Raw genomic sequence first — 16,193 nt, 5'->3', positions numbered from 1 at the left:
TCGCCAAAAAAGACAGCCGCGAGGGTCTCGTATCCGGGGAGCGTGTGGCTATTTGCCGGCGGGCGCGGTCGAGTGGATCTCCGCGATGTAGCCGCCGGGAAACTTTACGATCGCCGAGGTTCTGAGGCCGGAGGTGTACGGCTCGACGAGAACGGTGGCACCCTGGGCTTTGGCCTTAGGGTTACGTGAAGATAGGGGCGAGAAGATACTGCGCCATGCGGACCTCGTCATGCAGCACGGTATGCGGCCTGCCTGCGTATCGCTTGGTTTCGACGACGGCTCCCATCCCTGCAAGAGTCTCGGCCGTCTCCAGAACTCGCGACCACGGCACATGCGGGTCGGGATCGCCGGAGCTGAGCAGCACCGGGGTTCCAGCCAGCGAGCCGGGGTGATGCAGATCGCTGCCGAGGGGGCCGACAAGGCCGCCGGTAAAGGCGATCAGCGCCGCGTAACGTTGCGGGTGCCGCGCGACGAACTCGGAGGAGAGACAGGCTCCCTGCGAGAAGCCGGAGATAGCGATGCGTTCAGTGGAAACGCCCGCGTCGACGCAGCCCTGTACGATGCTCTGGATGAGCGCCAGCGCGGAGGTAAGCCATGGCTCGTTGTTCTCAATCGGCGCGAGAAACGAGTTGGGATACCATGTGTGGCCCATAGCCTGTGGGGCCAGCAGAGTGACATCCGGAAGGCGCAGCTCGTTGCCGAGACCGAGGATATCTTCCGCAGACGCTCCACGGCCGTGGAGCAGGATCAGGGCTCCGCGTGATGACGCGAGGGGAGTCCCGCGCTGGATCACAGCGGCTCCCGCATGCGGTGAGCTTGCCAGCGCTGCCATTACCTGCCCCTCTGATAATGCAGCGTGATCTCGGGCAGGATCTTCTCGATTACGCTCCGCTTCGGCTCCAGCCAGGGCGGCAGCTTCAGGGCCTCGCCCAGCGATTCGATGGACTCGTCGAAGGTGAAGCCCGGCGGGTCGGTGGCGATCTCGAAGAGCACGCCGCCCGGCTCGCGGAAGTAGATGGAGTGGAAGTAGGTGCGGTCGAGCACGGGGGTGACGTCGAGCGACATCGCCTTCATCTCCTCGCGCCATACCAACTGCGCCGCATCGTCGGTGGCGCGGAATGCGATGTGGTGCACGCTGCCTGCGCCCATGCGGCCGTACATCAACTGTGTCTGGATAAGGATGTCGATGTGCGTGCCCAGCGCATTGCCCGGTGCGGAGAAGCGATAGCGATTGCCCGCCTCGGCCGTCTTGACGTAGCCCATCTTCTCGAGCACCGCCGCGCTTTTTTCATAGCCCGCCTCGCAGAGCGTGACGCCGAAGAAGCCGCGGATGCTGTGCTCGGCGGGCACGTTGGCCGTGCGCGGAGCGTGCAGTGCGGGGGCGCTCTGATGGCCGATCAGCTCGAGCCTCATGCCATCCGGATCGGCGAAGAGCAGTACCGCATCGCCGAAGCGCGCGTCGCCCTGTTCGACCGGAATACCGGCGTCGAGCAGGCGGCGCTCCCAGAACTCCAGCGAGGTGGCCGGAACGCTAAACGCTGTGGCCGAGGTCTCGCCTACGCCCGCGCTTCCCCGCGTGGCATGGGGCCAGGGGAAGAAGGTGAGGATCGTCCCCGGCGAACCGGCATCGTCTCCAAAGTAGAAATGGTACGTGCCCGGATCGTCGAAGTTGATCGTCCTCTTTACAAAGCGCAGGCCCAGAACCTCGGTATAGAAATCGAGATTGCGCTGCGGGTCGGAGGCGATGGCGGTGACGTGGTGCAGACCCTCGATAGCGTTTGGCATATTAAGCTCCATGGCCTTTCTTCGAAACATTCCTATTAAAGCGCAACATCTGGAGGGGCTGTGAGCTTCTTCCGAATATTCCTGCTGGGCATGATTTTTGCGCCACCCGGAAGGGGGTAACGTGTCGTCTCGATTAAATTTCCTGGTTCCTATCTTGGCTTCGTGCTCAGTCTCGCTGCGTAGCAGTTGCACTGCGGTACAGGCTCCGCTGAGTGTGGCTGCGGCTGCCAGCACCGGGCACAGCGAGTGACGCAGCAGCACAGCGCCGCTGGCCGCGCCCAGAAACATGCAGGCAATCGAACCGGCCCGGCGTGTCCAGCGTGCATCGTTGCCGCCCGCAGGGCGCGACTCCAGGGCCAGCCGGAGATGGTCGAGGTTAATACATTCGTTGTATGATCCAGAATCGCAAGCCGCCTGACGGTGCCGTTGCGTATGCCCATGGCCACGCCGGTCAGCACGATCACCAGCATGAGCGCGAGGTTGCTGCCGATGCTGGTCTGCGTCAGCGAGGTGGACGCCGCCGACAGAATGAGTAGCAGCGTCTTCAGCATAAGGGCAAAGGCCAGCCACTCGTTGCGCCGTTTTCGTCACCACTATGCGTCGCAGCTCCGTCATGGGTACGGAAACTCTAAGTCATTCCGCATAATCTATTTACAATTGCGTGTACGACGGTCGCATACTCATTCCAAACAGAGTTGTCTGTAGGTGCAAGCATGAGAGTAGCGAAGGCCGAGGACCCGGGCCCTTTTACGCTGTTGCATCGTTGTGGTTTGCTTTTGAAAAGCCTGTTTGCGTGGATCGTGCGGCTGATGTCGGTGCCGTCCGATAGTCCAGAGCTGCTCAAGGCGCAGTCACGCGCATTCTCTCAACAGGTTCCGATGATGTATGCCACGCTGCTGACAAGCACATGGGCCGTGGCCATCACGCACTTTGCGTATACGCCTGTCTCGATTGCGATCGGTATTCCGATTCTTATGACGGTGGCCTGCGGGCTTCGCATGATCGACTGGTGGAGGACCAGGCAGCGAGAGCTGACGCCGGAGAGTGCTCGCCAGTCGCTGCAGCGCACCAATCTCGTAGCCCCCATCCTGTCGGTCGTCTTCGTGGTCTGGACCATGATGATGTTCCCCTACGGAAACGACTACGACAGGGCGCATCTGGCTTTTTTCCTGGCCATCACGATCATCGGTTGCTTCTTCTGCCTCACGCATCTGCGCTCGGCTGCGATCAGCGTGGCGGTGATCGTCAACAGCGGCTTCATCGCCTTCTTCGCATCGACGGGACAGCCCACGTTGATTGCCTCTGCCGTCACCATCGCTCTGGTTTCGGTCGCCATGTTGATTATGCTGACGATCAACTACCGGGACTTCACGCGCATGGTCGATGCGCAGGTACGCACCGAAGCCCTGAGCAACGAAAACTTCCGTTTGGCCAATCTCGATAGCCTGACCAGTCTGCCGAACCGGAGAGCTTTCTTCACGCGTCTGGATGAGGATCTGAAGCGAGCCGCTCAGCAACGGACGAGGCTCGCTGTGGGCATCATCGACCTCGATAGCTTCAAGCCGATTAACGATCTCTATGGCCACGCCGTCGGCGACAAGTTGTTGATCGAGGTCGGCCATCGGCTCTCTATCCTGTGCCCGGAGAAGATGCACCTGTCACGGCTCGGTGGCGATGAGTTCGCGCTGATTATCTCGGAGGCGGAGGACGACTGCACCCTGCTGGAGCACGGCGACATGCTGTGCCAGACGCTGCGCGTGCCCATCGCGTTTGCGGAGGCTACGGTGCAGATCGCGGCTTCAGTCGGCTTTGCGGTCTATCCCGAGATGGCGGCCACACCGGAGCAGCTCTTCGAGCGCGCCGACTATGCGCTCTACCACGGCAAGCGCACCAATCGCGGCAGCGCCATCCTGTTCTCCGCGGACCACGATGCGGAGATACGCCGCGACGCCCGCATCGAGCAGGCCTTGCAGATGGCGGACCTCAACGCCGAGTTGGACGTCGTCTTCCAACCCATCGTCGATATACGCCAGCATAAGACGATAGGCTTCGAGGCGCTGGCGCGATGGACGAGCCCGACCCTGGGAAGGGTATCGCCCGACCTGTTCATTCCTGTTGCCGAGCGGAACGGCATCATCGGCTGTGTTACGCGGCCATTGCTGCAGAAGGCTCTTGCAGCGGCAAGCCTGTGGCCGGAGGAGATTCGCCTGGCCTTTAACCTCTCGCCGCAAAACCTCACCTCGTCCGAGAGCGCGCTGGCGATGGCTACCATCATCGAGCGCAGCGGCTTCGATGCCAAGCGGCTCGATCTGGAGATTACGGAGACCGCGATCACGCACGACTTCGGGCAGATCCAGAGAGCGACCGAGATGCTGCGGGTGCTGGGCTGCGGCATCTCGCTCGATGACTTCGGGACGGGCTACTCTTCGCTCTCGCATCTGCATGGTCTGCCGCTGACCAAGATCAAAGTCGATCGCAGCTTTGTCACCAACCTGCACCACAGACCGGCCAGCTACAAGATCGTCAAATCGCTGCTCGCGCTCAGCCGAGATATGGGTCTCGATTGCGTCATCGAAGGCGTGGAGACTAAGGAGGAGATGGCCGCTCTGCGCAACCTGGGTTGCATCATGATTCAGGGCTTCTACTACTCGCCGCCGATGGCTGAGATGGAGATTATGACTTATCTCGAAATGCCGATTACCTGATCGCAGCTCTTGCCGATTCGCGGGACCACTTACACCTTCCTGATGCTCCGTCTTCTAAGTTAGGAGCACGCCATGACTCGATGCTCAGCCATTCTGATTCTGCTGCTGGCCGCAACGCTCGAAGCTGTCGGCGATGCGATGATCCGCACGGGCCTCCATGCTGGCGTGGCCTGGCATCGCTATCTCCTCTTTGCCGCGGCCGCAATCGTTCTGTTCGCCTACGGATGGACGGTGAACGCACCGCCGTGGGACTTCGGAAAGCTGCTGGGCCTGTACGTTGTCTTCTTCTTCGTCATTGCGCAACTGATCTCGTGGGTGTTCTTCAAGCAGCCTCCTTCGGCGTTGGTCCTCGCTGGTGGCCTGCTGATCGTCGCGGGCGGCATCGTCATTTCGTTCGCCAAGGTCTAACGCACGTTGTAAAAAGAGCCCGTGGGAACGCCTGCTAGAATGAACGTTCTATGAAGCAGACTGCGATGGCCGAAAAGACTCCCGACAAGAAAGAAGCAATCCTGAACGCGATGCTCGATCTCATCGTCGAGCGTGGCTTTCACAACGCACCCATGTCGGTTCTCGCCAAGCGCGCTGGTGCCAGCCCCGGCGTCATCTACCACTACTTCTCCAGTAAAGACGACATCATTCACGCCCTCTACGCGCGGGTTAAGTCGCTTAAGCGCGACGTGCTGCTGCGCGGCCTGTCAGAGCAGATGCAGCCGCATCAGGTGGCCGTGCATGTGTGGCTCAACGCCTACCACTTCTATCGCACGCACCTGCGCGAGAAGCGGTTTCTCGATCAGTACCTCAATTCGCCTTACTGCGCAGCGGCTCCAACTGACGAGGTCGATCCCAAGGCCGCCAGCCTCATCAAGTTATTCCGCCCGAAGAAGAAGGGCGGGGTGTTGAAAGATCTGCCGCCCGAAGCCATCAACAGCATCTTCTTCGGCCTGGCATCAGATCTTTCGAAGTCTCCTAAAAACTACTCCGCGCCGACCTTGAAGAACATCGCCGAGACGGTATGGGTTGCCATCGCAGCCGAGTAATTCGACGTATTGCGTGGCTCTCCCGTTCGCCGGGAATAGAGATGCTCGATGCCGACCAACGGGGAGCCCTCAGAAGATAATTTCCCTGTACCGCTCCGAGGACGGTACGAAGTACCATCCAATCCATATGACTCCGACGACCTCTCCGCACTCGGCTCTTTGGTGGCGCTCTGGCGTCATCTATCAGATCTACCCGCGCTCGTTCCAGGACACCAACGCCGACGGCATCGGCGACCTTCCCGGCATCGAGCGCCGCCTCGACTACCTCGCCACCCTCGGCATCGCGGCCATCTGGATCTCGCCCTTCTATCCCTCGCCCATGGCCGACTTCGGCTACGACGTTGCCGACTACACCGGCGTCGATCCACTCTTCGGCACCCTCGCCGACTTCGACTCCCTCCTCACCGCCGCCCACTCTCGCGGCCTCCGCGTCATCCTCGACTTCGTCCCCAACCACACCTCCGACCAGCACCCCTGGTTCCTCGCCTCCCGATCCAGCCGCACCGATCCCAAGCGCGACTGGTATCTCTGGCGCGACCCTGCTCCCGACGGCGGCCCGCCCAACAACTGGACCAGCCAGTTCGGCGGCCCGGCCTGGACGCTCGACCCCGCGACCGGCCAGTACTACTGCCACTCCTTCCTCACCCAGCAGCCCGACCTCAACTGGCGCAACCCCGAGGTCCGCGCTGCCATCTACGCCGCCATGATGTTCTGGCTCGACAAGGGCGTGGACGGCTTCCGCATGGACGTCCTCTGGCTCCTCATCAAGGACGACCAGTTCCGCGACAACCCGCCCAACCCCGACTGGCGTCCCGGCAACTCCACCTCCTGGTCCGTGCTGCCCCGCTACACCGCCGACCAGCCCGAGACCCATAGCATCGTCGCCGAGATGCGCGCCCTGCTCGACACCTACTCCGAGCGCGTCCTCATCGGCGAGATCTACCTGCCGCTCGCGGAGTTGATCGCCTACTACGGCCATCCCGACACCCTCACCGGCGCGCACATGCCCTTCAACTTCCACCTCATCCAGACTGAGTGGAGCGCCGACCGCATCGCCCAGCTCATCACGACTTACGAGGCGCTGCTGCCCACGGGCGCGTGGCCCAACTGGGTCCTCGGCAACCACGACCAGACCCGCCTGACCAGCCGTATCGGCCCCGCGCAGGCCCGCGTGGCGGCGGTGCTGCTCCTCACCCTGCGCGGAACCCCCACGCTCTACTACGGCGACGAACTGGGCCTGCCCAACGCCGCCATCGCGCCCGACCAGGTGCAGGACCCCGCCGAGAAGAACCAGCCCGGCATCGGTCAGGGCCGCGACCCCGAGCGATCCCCGATGCCGTGGGACTCCACACCCGGCTTCGGCTTTACGACAGCCGACCACCCCTGGCTCCCCTTCGCCGACCCCACCGGCCAGCTCACCGTCGAGCATGAATCCGCCGACGCAGCCAGCAGCCTCACGCTCTATCGCACGCTGCTAACCCTGCGCCGCAATTACCCCGCTCTTAGCCTCGGCTCCATCGCCGACGTGCAATCCCGCGACGGCGTCCTCTCCTATCGGCGCACCTCCGCCGATGAGACCATTCAGATTCACCTCAACTTCACAGACCAGCCACGGCCCATTCCGCAATCCGGCCGTCTCCTCCTCAGCTCTTTTGTGGATACAACGGACGCCCCAACCACGCTCCGTCCCAACGAAGCCATCGTCCTTCTCGAACCCAATTCATAGCTCATTCCGGCTATTACAACAATCAAGTTGCCCCAAACCCCGCCCCGTGTTTTCATCGGTCATACGTCGAGCAGTCATCTCAGGAGTTCCCTCCCATGCACTACCAGATCTCACGCAACGGCCAGCAGTACGGACCCTACACCCTTGAAGATCTCAAGCGTTACCTGGCTACCGGCAACGTTCAGCCCACCGATCTGGTGAAGAACGAAGATATGCCCGAGTGGATTCCGGTCTCTCAGCTCCTGGCCGCCGAACCCCAGACGGCGCAACCCCAGCCCCAGTCCCAGTTTCAGCCTCAAGCCCAGTCTGCACCCTTCGAGCCCACTCCTGCTTACTCCCAACCCGCCCCGTCGGTCATGGTCGATCAGTACCCCGACCCGCCCAACCTGAACTGGGGCCTGGTCCTGCTCTTCGACCTCGTCACCTGCTCGCTCTTTCAGTACGTCTGGAACCTCATCGTCGCTGCCTGGACCCGCCGCGTCCAACCCAACAGCACCGCACTCTTTTACTACATCGGCGCGGACCTGCTCTATCTCGTTTACATGGCCGTCACCTTCGTCACGGGCTTCAGCAGCGCCATCTTCATGGCGCGCTCTGGTGTCGTCTACCACCACAGCTCCGGCGAGTATGCCATGCGCGGCTTCATCGGCCTCGCTTTCTGGGTGCTCAAGCTGATCGCCCGCTTCCAGCACCGCGAGTCGCTGCTCGAACACTTCAACGGCCCTGAGCCGATCGGCCTGCGCCTCTCGGGGGTGATGACCTTCTTCTTCGGCGGCCTCTACTTCCAGTACCATCTCAACCGTATCAACGCCCTGAAGGCAGCGGCCCGGTTCGGTGCTCCGCGCTACTAGTGGGGTAAATGCCTTGCCTCACGCGAAGCGTCCAGCACCGCACGAAGTGCCGCCCGCCCGGCGTAAGGGCGCACTTGCTGTTGCTTTTTTCTCACTAGCAGCGCTCGCACTGCTCTATCGCTATCCCCCGGCCAGCACACCTATCTACCCACCGTGCCCCATCCACGCCCTCACTGGCCTGCTCTGTCCCGGCTGCGGAGCCACCCGCTCCCTGGCCGCACTCCTCCACGGTCATCTCCAGCAGGCGTTCCATCTCAACGCGCTCTTCGTCATTCTTCTGCCGCTGGTCCTCACCTACGCTGCCTGTGCCTACACCCAACAACGCTGGCCCAGAGTTCCCACTCCAGGGATGACAGCCCTCTACGCCGCAGCCATCATCTTCACCATCCTGCGCAACACCGTCGTCTAAGCAAGAAAAGACCCGGCACAAGGCCGGGTCTTTTCCGTATTGCAGACGAGCTTAAGCGGTGGTCGTCGTCGCAGCAGGCTCGGTCGCGGGAGGCACGCCAGCCTTCTGGTCGCCAGCGCCCGGCTTGCGGATGTCGATGCCGCCCTTGAAGAACGCGCCGTCCTCGATCGAGATACGCGCCGCGATCACGTCGCCGGTCAGCGAGCCTTCGCTGCGGATATCCACGCGATCCGCCGCCTGGCAGTTTCCACGCACCTTACCCAGAACGACGATCTCGCGAGCCAGGATATTCGCAGCGACCTGACCGTTCCGGCCCACCGTCACGCGGTTGCCCGGCAGGTTGATCGTGCCTTCAATCTTGCCGTCGATGTACAGCGACTCGGAGCCCGAGACCTCGCCCTTGATGATGAGCGACTTGCCGATCGTCGCCTGCTCGCCCGTTCCCGGAGCTGCGGTCGTGCCTGTGGCAGCGGGGCGCGCTGCGTTGGTCTCGAAGCTCGCGGGTGCCGGCGTCATCCGCTCTGGGGTCTGGGGTGTCGTGCTTGGCTGGTTTGGCTTCCACATAATTCGGTAATTCCTTCCTTTACTGTCTGAATAAGATGCCTAAAGGCGCTTTGTCCGATGCCGTTTGAACACTTTTACTTCGATGCAGCCGGGCAGATGGAGTGTCGTTCCAGTTATGTCCGCCTACTTGTCTGCGGAGGCCGCCGCCGGATGCTCCATGCGCCGGTCGTGCGCTCTTTCTCCACGATACTACTCTCGGGCGTGTGCGTTTTCTTGAAAACTCCCGCCATACCGCCCTCCCTGTGCCAGAAATCGCAGGGGAGACTCAAGACAGTTACACCCCTGCCGCGGATCTGGTGCAATCGAGCCCAAAATGGGTCTCGGAGGCAACTTTAGTAACGTCGCGCATGGTGCCCCTTGCAAGCCATCGCCGAAGGCCCTACTCTCCGGGGATGCAGACCTTTTCCTATGCTCCTGTGCCTCTGCTATTGCTTGCCGTGTCCGCAGTTGGACAGACTCCGCGCCCACCGCGTCCGGCCTCTCCGCCCCGCACCCACAGCGTCGTGCTGGGGGCTGCGCGCCGCGTCCCTTATCTCGCGCCCGATACCCCAGCCGACGAGAAGGACGAGGACTCGACCAGCCTGAAGGTCCGCCCGCTCATCGTCGACGAGCGCCAGCGCGAGTGGACGACCGGCGAGTTGCACGAAATCACCGACCGCACCTTCGCGATACGCCGCGCCCTGCACCTGAACGATGCACTGCCGCAGGACCGCGAGCCGCACTGGGTCTGGCAGCCCGGCCCCTGGCTCACAGTGGACCGGGTGACGGGCCACATCACTGCGCTGCACCTGCCGGACTTCGACTCGGCAGTCTCGAACGTGGCCTGGTACCGCGACTACGCGGCTTACTGTGGCATTGCTACGACCGCTCGGGGAGGGCTGGTGGCGCTGGTCGCGCAGCTCGGCGCGCGCAAGCCGGTGGCCCAGAAGATCATCGGCCCGTGGCCGCAGCCGAACCACTTCATCCCGGTCTGCCGGCCTGCGACGTGGCAGCGCCTGCCCATGCGCGCGACGCTCCAGCCCACCGGCGGCGAGCCTGTCACCTTCGACGTGGTCGGCTCGACCTCGCTGGTCGAGGAAGGAGAGTCAGCGGATGAGCAGCCCTGATCGAAAAGCCCAACGCGGATAAGACGGATCAAGGCGGATTAAAAACAAGAACTTCAACCATAAAGAACTTGTTGTTGCCGTTGCCTGTTTTCTTGGTTGTCATTCAGGAGCGAAGCGGAGGAATCTGTTTCTGCCGTTGCTCTCGTTTTTGTTCTTGCTGTTGCCGTTGTTTTTGCCCTTGTTTTTGTTTTTGCCGTTGCCCTTGCTTCTGGGGTAGGTCGGGGCTTTAGCCCCGACACTAAAACCCGCCACTCATGCGGGCTTTAGCCCCCGAGGTATGCTTTCTTTGCCCGGCCCAATCCGCCAATCCCCCGCCTAGAAGAGCTTGCCCAGCGTGAACACGAACTTACGATGATCCGCATCGCCGAACGTCGGAGCCAGCGTAATCACGCCCAGCGGCGTCTCCGCCACGATGCCGAAGTACACATCCTGCCGATGGATGGCATCCGTGCCTGGAGCAAATATCTGCCCATACTCGTACCCCGCGCCGACGTAGATGCTCTGCCCCAGCGGGCTCGGCATCTTCGCGATCCTGCGCAGTATCGCCGGTTCGACCAGCCAGTAATCCGTGCCGCGATACTCGTCAATCGCGCTGGCCGAGAGCCGGAGCGGCCCGCCCAGCGTGTAGCGGAAGGGCTGCGCGACATCCCGATGGAACATCGTGCCGCCTTCACCCGCGAAGATCAGCAGGTTCTTCGAGTCCTTCCTCTTGCCCAGCGCGTGAGCGAAGCTTCCCTGTCCGTAGAGCTGAGGCGCGTTGCGGCTACCGACGGCCTCGTACAGATATGACGCCTCCGACACCAGGTGAATCCCAAACTGCGGCACCAGATTGCGGTCCTGCGTGTCGTATATATAACGCAGCCGTGCCCTCTGCGATCCACCCGTGTAGCTCGGTTGATGATCGTCACCCACCTGCAACTGCCAGTCGACGTAGTTGTACTCGAACCCCGCGCGCAACTCCTGATTCCGGGCATTGCCCCAGCCGACATCGGCCCCGACGCCCAACCGTTGCAACTGCCGGTCCGCCAGCCGCACCTGATTGGTATAGATCGAGAAGGGCTGCCGCAGCAGGTCCGCATGGGGAGCGTAAAAGAACTGGCTCGAGGGTGCGGAGATGAGCTGGATCGGCCGGTAGTACTCGCTGTTCAGCTCGGTCTGGTAGCCCAGCCGGATGATCGTCCGCAGCTCGTCGCCGTAGCCGCCCAGATCCTGCTGGATCAGGCGTCCTTCGAGCGTCGCGCGGGTCACGGCAGTGGTCTGGGCCTCGATATTGAGGCCCAGCTGCAGGAACGGCGGCCCGGTCGATTTATCCGTCACCTTCACCAGCAGTACAGGCCGCGCGGAGATCTCGGCCAACTGCTCCGGCGTGGCTGCGCTCTGGTCGGGCGCGACTGGCCCGGACGTTCCCGGAGCTACCTCGAGACCCTTCCCATCGACGGCCTGGCCGGTCTTCACATCCAGCGCGACAGCCGGGGCCATATCGCCGTTCGCTGCCAGCTTCCGCCCCAGTGCCGCGGACTGCGCCGCCGTATAGTACCCGACGGCGTAGTCCGCGTCGTAGCGGCCGTCGCTGCGAATCTCATCGAGCATCGCCTCGATCTTCGCGGTATCGACAGGCTTGTTCACCATCGGCGCAAACAGCCGCTGTACCGCGCGGGTGGCGCTGTCGTTGGGAGCGTCCACCTTCACGCTTAGCACCGGGCCTGCGGGGCCGCGCCGCTTGGACTGCCGCTGGGCCAGATACTCGGCCCACTGCGCATCGTTCAACGCATACTTCAGCAGCTCACTCTTGTGCTCCTCGGCGGCAGCGTAGCCCTGCTTCGAAAGCTCCACCGTCTTCAGGTAGTCGGTGGCGGAGAAACCCTTCAGATCGGGCATGATGACCACGTCGGCCAGCTTGCGCTGCTGCCGCTCCGCGCCCTCGATCGCCACTGAAAAGCTACGCTGTAGCACCCCGAAGATCGATCCCAGATCGCCGGGGGCCACGGGTGAGATCGGCAGCGAGACGGCCAGCACCACGTCCGCGTTCATATCCTTCACGGTCCGGGCAGGCAGGTTTTCGAGCACCCCGCCATCGACGTACTGGTGCCCGTCCATCTCGAACGGACGGTAGATGACGGGCAGCGAGACCGAGGCCCGAATAGCATTGGGGATAGAGCCGCGCGCAAAGGTCACGGTCCGCGCCTCGTTCAGATCGGTCGAGAGGCAGCGCAGCGGAATGGGGAGGTCGTTGAAGTCGATCTGGTCGTCGTAGCGAAAGAACTGTCGGTCAAGAAAGGCATTCAGACCCTGGTCGGTCAGCAGGGAGTTGCGGAAGGAAATGCGTTTGCGCAGGCCCACGGTCACGGCGTTGGGCAGTTCGCGCGAGTCCTCGCGCCGCCGGAAGCTGCGCGACTTGTAATCCGCGCCGAAGCTGAAGACGGAGTTGAAGACCGAGTCGTTCATCACGACCTTCAACTGCTCCACCGTCTTACCGCTGGAGTAGAGCGCGCTGACCATGCAGCCCATGCTGGTGCCCGCGATGACGTCGACAGGAACATGGTGCTCTTCGAACCACTGCAGCACGCCGACCTCGGACAAGCCCAGCGCGCCGCCGCCGCCCAGCGCCAGCCCGATGCGGGGCCGACCGGTGTTGTTCACGGGAGCCACCGAGGGGTCTAGGGGAGACTTGCTGGTCTGCCTGCCGCTGGCCGCGAGCCGTTCTCCTGAGCTGCTGTTCGTAGTCGATTTGGCCGTATCGCCCTGCGCCCCGGCTTTGCCTTGGGTGGCTTTGCCCTTCATGGCGTTGGTCTCGGCCGCGGGCAGGCTCTGGCTAGGCTGAGAGGAGGCCTTCGCATCGGGCGAGTCCATTCCTTCGCGCTGACCTGAGCTCTGGGCAGCGGCAGCGATCCCAAGGGCAAACCAAAGCGATCCTGCCAATAGCAGCGTGCGATTCCAGATCATGCTTCAACCGTATACAAAGCGTTTGAGATGCGCGAGTACATCCGGTGGTTACATCGACAGCACAAGCCCTGTGGACCAGGAGATGTTCGCATCTGAGCTAAGATGCTGAAAATAAGATGCTGAAAATAGGTGGACTGGGGAGTCACCTTCAGCCACCCACGGGCTCAAGCCGGAGTGGCTCGGGCTGAGATCAGAACCGGCAGCCCATCTTCAACCGGATATCTCCGCCCGCATCCCGTGCAAGCCACGGTATTGCCATCCAGCCGCAGGCCCTGACGGCAGACCGGACAGACTAAGGCCTCGAGATGTTTTGCCGGCAACTCCATCACAACTTAACGGTACATCACAGCGCGAGGATCAAGAGGAGACACAGGTTAGTCCGTCGCCTTGTGATACAGCCGGTCGATGGAGTCGCGGAAGAACTCTTCCACGATGAACCCCACGGCGGCTCCAGCCATCGACCCGCCAAAGGTCTTCATCGTCGGCCCAAAGCCGGTGTTTCTGGAGGGATAGTACGCCTGGGTCAGCGCCGCTCCGGCCAGGTTGCCGCCGAGCATCGCAAAGTTGGGTGTAGGGTGCCCGTTGTCGTCGCGCGTGATGATGGTGCGCGTGCCCGCATAGAAGAACCGCTTGATGTAACCGGAGCGGTTGCCCATCTCGTAGTAACGCGGGTCCTCGTGCAGGATTGGAGCCAGGATGGAGTCGGTGAAGATGGTATTGGAGGAGGCGCGCGCCGACGCGGCTCCCAACCGCTGCACAAAGCCCTTTGCACTCTGCCCGTAGTTCGGGCTTCCGTCGATCGCCTGTTCGTAGGTAGCGGATGCAGCCCATCCGATCATCGCCTTGGTCGAGGTGGCGACGGAGAGGCCGAGCAGGATCTTATCCCCAACCGACAGGCGAGGAGCGGTCACGCCCACGCGGATGGTGCGGTCGTGCATACTGGCGACGCGGGTCTGCGTAGGCTGCGCGGCAAATGCGTCGTCCGCAACGCCTTCATGGCTTGCAGCGTAGGAAGTCGAGAAGCCCGGCGCATCGGGAAGCAGGGAAGTGTCGGGAAGCAGAGAAGCGCCAGCCGAAGAGGATACCTCTACCGGATTTGCGGTGTCCTGAGCATGGCAGGGAACGATGGCGATGCCGCAGAGCGCCACTCCCCACATAAGTTTTTTCAGCAGGAAACTCTGCTGTAGGCTGTCTCGCATCTTGGTCACATCGGTGTACGAACGATTCATCATTGTCTTCAACGTGCTCTTTCTTCTATAGACGGCAATCCCGTCTTTAAAGCATCTTCGAACCTGAAGCATGGGTGAGCTGGAGCGAAGACGCAAAAAACCGCGCTCACCCAAGCGTTGCCCTGGCGAGAGCGGCCTGCCCGTCCTGTGGTCCTATCGGTTCCCTTGTTCATCGGACGCTCACATTGGGTGAGTAGTTGTACGGGCAGGCTCATTCGGTGCGGTTTACTCCGCGGGCACCGCGCCTGCGATTTTTACTCCTCTACGGTCCCGGCGCTTTCATACTGAACATGGGAGGGGCCTGCCCATGCCGTTCGATCCATCGCACGACCCATCGCATCAGCCCGGTTCCAAGTCGTGGGAGCAGCGTCTGCGTGAAGCCGGCGAGAGCGTCGAGACCGACGTGCAGCGCCTCATCGGCTACATCAACGACGAGGTCGTCCCGGACATTCGCCGCTACGGCTCCGAGGCCTTGCGAGTTGCCGCCAACGAGCTGCAACGGCTGGCCCAGCGCATGGACGACGCCCGGCCTCCGCAAAACCCGCCGCCGCCCAGCAAATCCGATCTGTGATGTCACCTTTCCCCAAAAAGAACACGCCACCGAACCTTCGCACGCTCGCGCCGCTGCTGCTGGCGCTGTTGCTGGTCGTCCTGACGGGCTGCCATCACAAACAGCAGACCGCTTACGTGCCTCCTCCCCCGCCGATCAACTCCACCAGCCGCCCGGCCTACCGGCCCGCTCCTTCTACCCAAGGCAGCGTCGCGCCCCGGCCCGCGCTGCCGCCGGACGATCTCAACGGCAAGCCGGTCTCCACCGAGATCGGGCTGGCCAGTTGGTACGGGCCGCCGTACCATAACCGCCAGGCCGCCGACGGCTCCATCTTCGACCAGAACGCCATGACCGCCGCTCATCGCACGTTGCCTATGGGCACCACCGTGCGCGTCACCAACCTGGCCACTAACGAGAGCGTGGTCGTAAAGATCACCGACCGCGGCCCCTTCGTGCAGGGACGCGTGCTCGATCTTTCGCTGGCTGCGGCCAAGGCCACCGGCATCTATCGCGCGGGCGTGGCCAAGGTGAAGATCGAGGCCTTCGCGCATAACACCGCCGACCCCGCCGGGCGCTGGTGCGTGCAGATCGGCGCGTTCCTCGACCAGAGCGAGGCCGTCCAGCTAAAGAACGATCTGATGCGACGCTACGCGAACGCCAAGGTCATCGAGTTCGCCGGGCCGACAGGGCACTGGGTCCGGATCAATCCGGCACAGTCCGACCGCCAGCACGCCGAGCAGATCGCCGACTCGATCCACATCCCGGACGCGGAGCCATACCTCACTCGTCTTAACTAAGCTGCTTCCCGGTCCGTCGCACCATCTCCGCTTTGAACTCCTCAGCCGCCGAGTGGTTGTTTGTATGAGTAATCACCACGCGGTTATCGCCGATGACGCGAACCGCGCGCCCCGCTCCGAAGACCTGCACGGAACTTACATCGCGATACCGGATCACCTTCGTCTTCAGCAGCCAGAACCTCTGCGAGAGCGAATCCGGTCCCAGGACAATCGTTCCGGGAAGCTGAATCATACTGAACCCCACCACGATCAGGATGACGATGGGAAGCCACGCGGGCATCACGAACCGGCTGGTCCGCACCGAGTAGATGAAGTAGCCGATGTAGACCAGCAGCGCCAGCAGCCGCGAGATCATCACGAACGGCTTCATCCCGAAGCTGAGCCCATCCGGAGTCTTGCGAGCGGAGCCCGCAGTCAGTCTGCTGCCGTATAGCATCAGGACCACCAGCGCCACAACCGTAAGTCGAACTCCCTGCATATTCACGTAACAA

At 62.5% G+C, this 16,193-nt stretch carries 16 protein-coding genes; 9 read left to right on the top strand and 7 right to left on the bottom strand.

The window, feature by feature from the left end:
• Positions 1 to 181: 181 nt before the first annotated feature.
• The 3 genes from FTO74_RS16045 to FTO74_RS16035 form a co-directional block, all read right to left on the bottom strand.
• Positions 182 to 832: a dienelactone hydrolase family protein gene (locus FTO74_RS16045; RefSeq protein WP_162539047.1), complete on the bottom strand. Its 651-nt coding sequence runs from the start codon at positions 830 to 832 to the stop codon at positions 182 to 184.
• Positions 832 to 1,785, bottom strand: a complete 954-nt coding sequence (locus FTO74_RS16040) for a ring-cleaving dioxygenase (RefSeq protein ID WP_162539046.1) — start codon at positions 1,783 to 1,785, stop codon at positions 832 to 834. The genes FTO74_RS16045 and FTO74_RS16040 overlap by 1 nt, the downstream gene beginning before the upstream one ends.
• Positions 1,786 to 1,934: 149 nt before the next feature.
• On the bottom strand, positions 1,935 to 2,351 hold the full coding sequence (locus FTO74_RS16035; protein ID WP_345934275.1) for a hypothetical protein: 417 nt from the start codon (positions 2,349 to 2,351) through the stop codon (positions 1,935 to 1,937).
• A 210-nt stretch (positions 2,352 to 2,561) separates the two neighbouring features.
• Between FTO74_RS16035 and FTO74_RS16030 the strand changes: the two genes are divergently transcribed.
• From FTO74_RS16030 to FTO74_RS16005, 6 genes are all read left to right on the top strand, one after another.
• Positions 2,562 to 4,490, top strand: coding sequence for an EAL domain-containing protein (locus FTO74_RS16030; protein WP_220399037.1), 1,929 nt, complete (start codon positions 2,562 to 2,564; stop codon positions 4,488 to 4,490).
• A gap of 72 nt (positions 4,491 to 4,562) precedes the next feature.
• Entirely contained in the window at positions 4,563 to 4,898 is a 336-nt protein-coding gene (locus tag FTO74_RS16025) for a hypothetical protein (protein ID WP_162539044.1), read from the top strand.
• A gap of 50 nt (positions 4,899 to 4,948) precedes the next feature.
• A complete protein-coding gene (locus FTO74_RS16020) occupies positions 4,949 to 5,527 on the top strand; it encodes a TetR/AcrR family transcriptional regulator (RefSeq protein ID WP_162539043.1) in 579 nt (192 codons plus the stop codon).
• A 127-nt stretch (positions 5,528 to 5,654) separates the two neighbouring features.
• Positions 5,655 to 7,253: an alpha-amylase family glycosyl hydrolase gene (locus FTO74_RS16015; protein ID WP_162539042.1), complete on the top strand. Its 1,599-nt coding sequence runs from the start codon at positions 5,655 to 5,657 to the stop codon at positions 7,251 to 7,253.
• 95 nt (positions 7,254 to 7,348) lie between these two features.
• The gene (locus FTO74_RS16010) at positions 7,349 to 8,104 is read left to right on the top strand and encodes a DUF4339 domain-containing protein (RefSeq protein WP_162539041.1); all 756 of its coding nucleotides are present in this window, start codon (positions 7,349 to 7,351) and stop codon (positions 8,102 to 8,104) included.
• Positions 8,105 to 8,117: 13 nt separating this feature from the next.
• Complete coding sequence (locus FTO74_RS16005; protein WP_162539040.1) at positions 8,118 to 8,513, top strand: DUF2752 domain-containing protein; 396 nt, start codon at positions 8,118 to 8,120, stop codon at positions 8,511 to 8,513.
• 51 nt (positions 8,514 to 8,564) lie between these two features.
• Here the strand turns inward: FTO74_RS16005 and FTO74_RS16000 are convergent, their stop codons facing one another.
• On the bottom strand, positions 8,565 to 9,077 hold the full coding sequence (locus tag FTO74_RS16000) for a polymer-forming cytoskeletal protein (protein WP_162539039.1): 513 nt from the start codon (positions 9,075 to 9,077) through the stop codon (positions 8,565 to 8,567).
• Between the two features lie 392 nt (positions 9,078 to 9,469).
• Here FTO74_RS16000 and FTO74_RS15995 point away from each other — a divergent pair, with 392 nt between their 5' ends.
• Positions 9,470 to 10,183 carry a hypothetical protein gene (locus FTO74_RS15995; RefSeq protein WP_162539038.1) on the top strand — a complete coding sequence of 238 codons (714 nt, stop codon included), beginning with the start codon at positions 9,470 to 9,472 and terminating at the stop codon, positions 10,181 to 10,183.
• Positions 10,184 to 10,498: 315 nt separating this feature from the next.
• Here the strand turns inward: FTO74_RS15995 and FTO74_RS15990 are convergent, their stop codons facing one another.
• On the bottom strand, positions 10,499 to 13,126 hold the full coding sequence (locus FTO74_RS15990) for a patatin-like phospholipase family protein (protein WP_255462326.1): 2,628 nt from the start codon (positions 13,124 to 13,126) through the stop codon (positions 10,499 to 10,501).
• 374 nt (positions 13,127 to 13,500) lie between these two features.
• Complete coding sequence (locus FTO74_RS15985) at positions 13,501 to 14,358, bottom strand: hypothetical protein (protein WP_162539037.1); 858 nt, start codon at positions 14,356 to 14,358, stop codon at positions 13,501 to 13,503.
• Positions 14,359 to 14,662: 304 nt separating this feature from the next.
• Here FTO74_RS15985 and FTO74_RS15980 point away from each other — a divergent pair, with 304 nt between their 5' ends.
• Positions 14,663 to 14,926 carry a hypothetical protein gene (locus FTO74_RS15980; protein WP_162539036.1) on the top strand — a complete coding sequence of 88 codons (264 nt, stop codon included), beginning with the start codon at positions 14,663 to 14,665 and terminating at the stop codon, positions 14,924 to 14,926.
• Positions 14,926 to 15,702, top strand: a complete 777-nt coding sequence (locus FTO74_RS15975; RefSeq protein ID WP_162539035.1) for a septal ring lytic transglycosylase RlpA family protein — start codon at positions 14,926 to 14,928, stop codon at positions 15,700 to 15,702. Before FTO74_RS15980 ends, FTO74_RS15975 begins: the two co-directional genes overlap by 1 nt.
• On the opposite strand, the gene FTO74_RS15970 is transcribed toward FTO74_RS15975, so the two are convergent.
• Complete coding sequence (locus FTO74_RS15970; RefSeq protein ID WP_162539034.1) at positions 15,695 to 16,186, bottom strand: hypothetical protein; 492 nt, start codon at positions 16,184 to 16,186, stop codon at positions 15,695 to 15,697. The two genes, FTO74_RS15975 and FTO74_RS15970, sit on opposite strands and share 8 nt — an antisense overlap.
• Positions 16,187 to 16,193 lie beyond the last annotated feature (7 nt).

The organism is Granulicella sp. WH15 (genome assembly GCF_009914315.1).
Classification (GTDB): domain Bacteria; phylum Acidobacteriota; class Terriglobia; order Terriglobales; family Acidobacteriaceae; genus Edaphobacter.
Note: the sequence above shows the minus strand (reverse complement) of the source record. Positions and strands in the feature narration are given on the sequence as shown.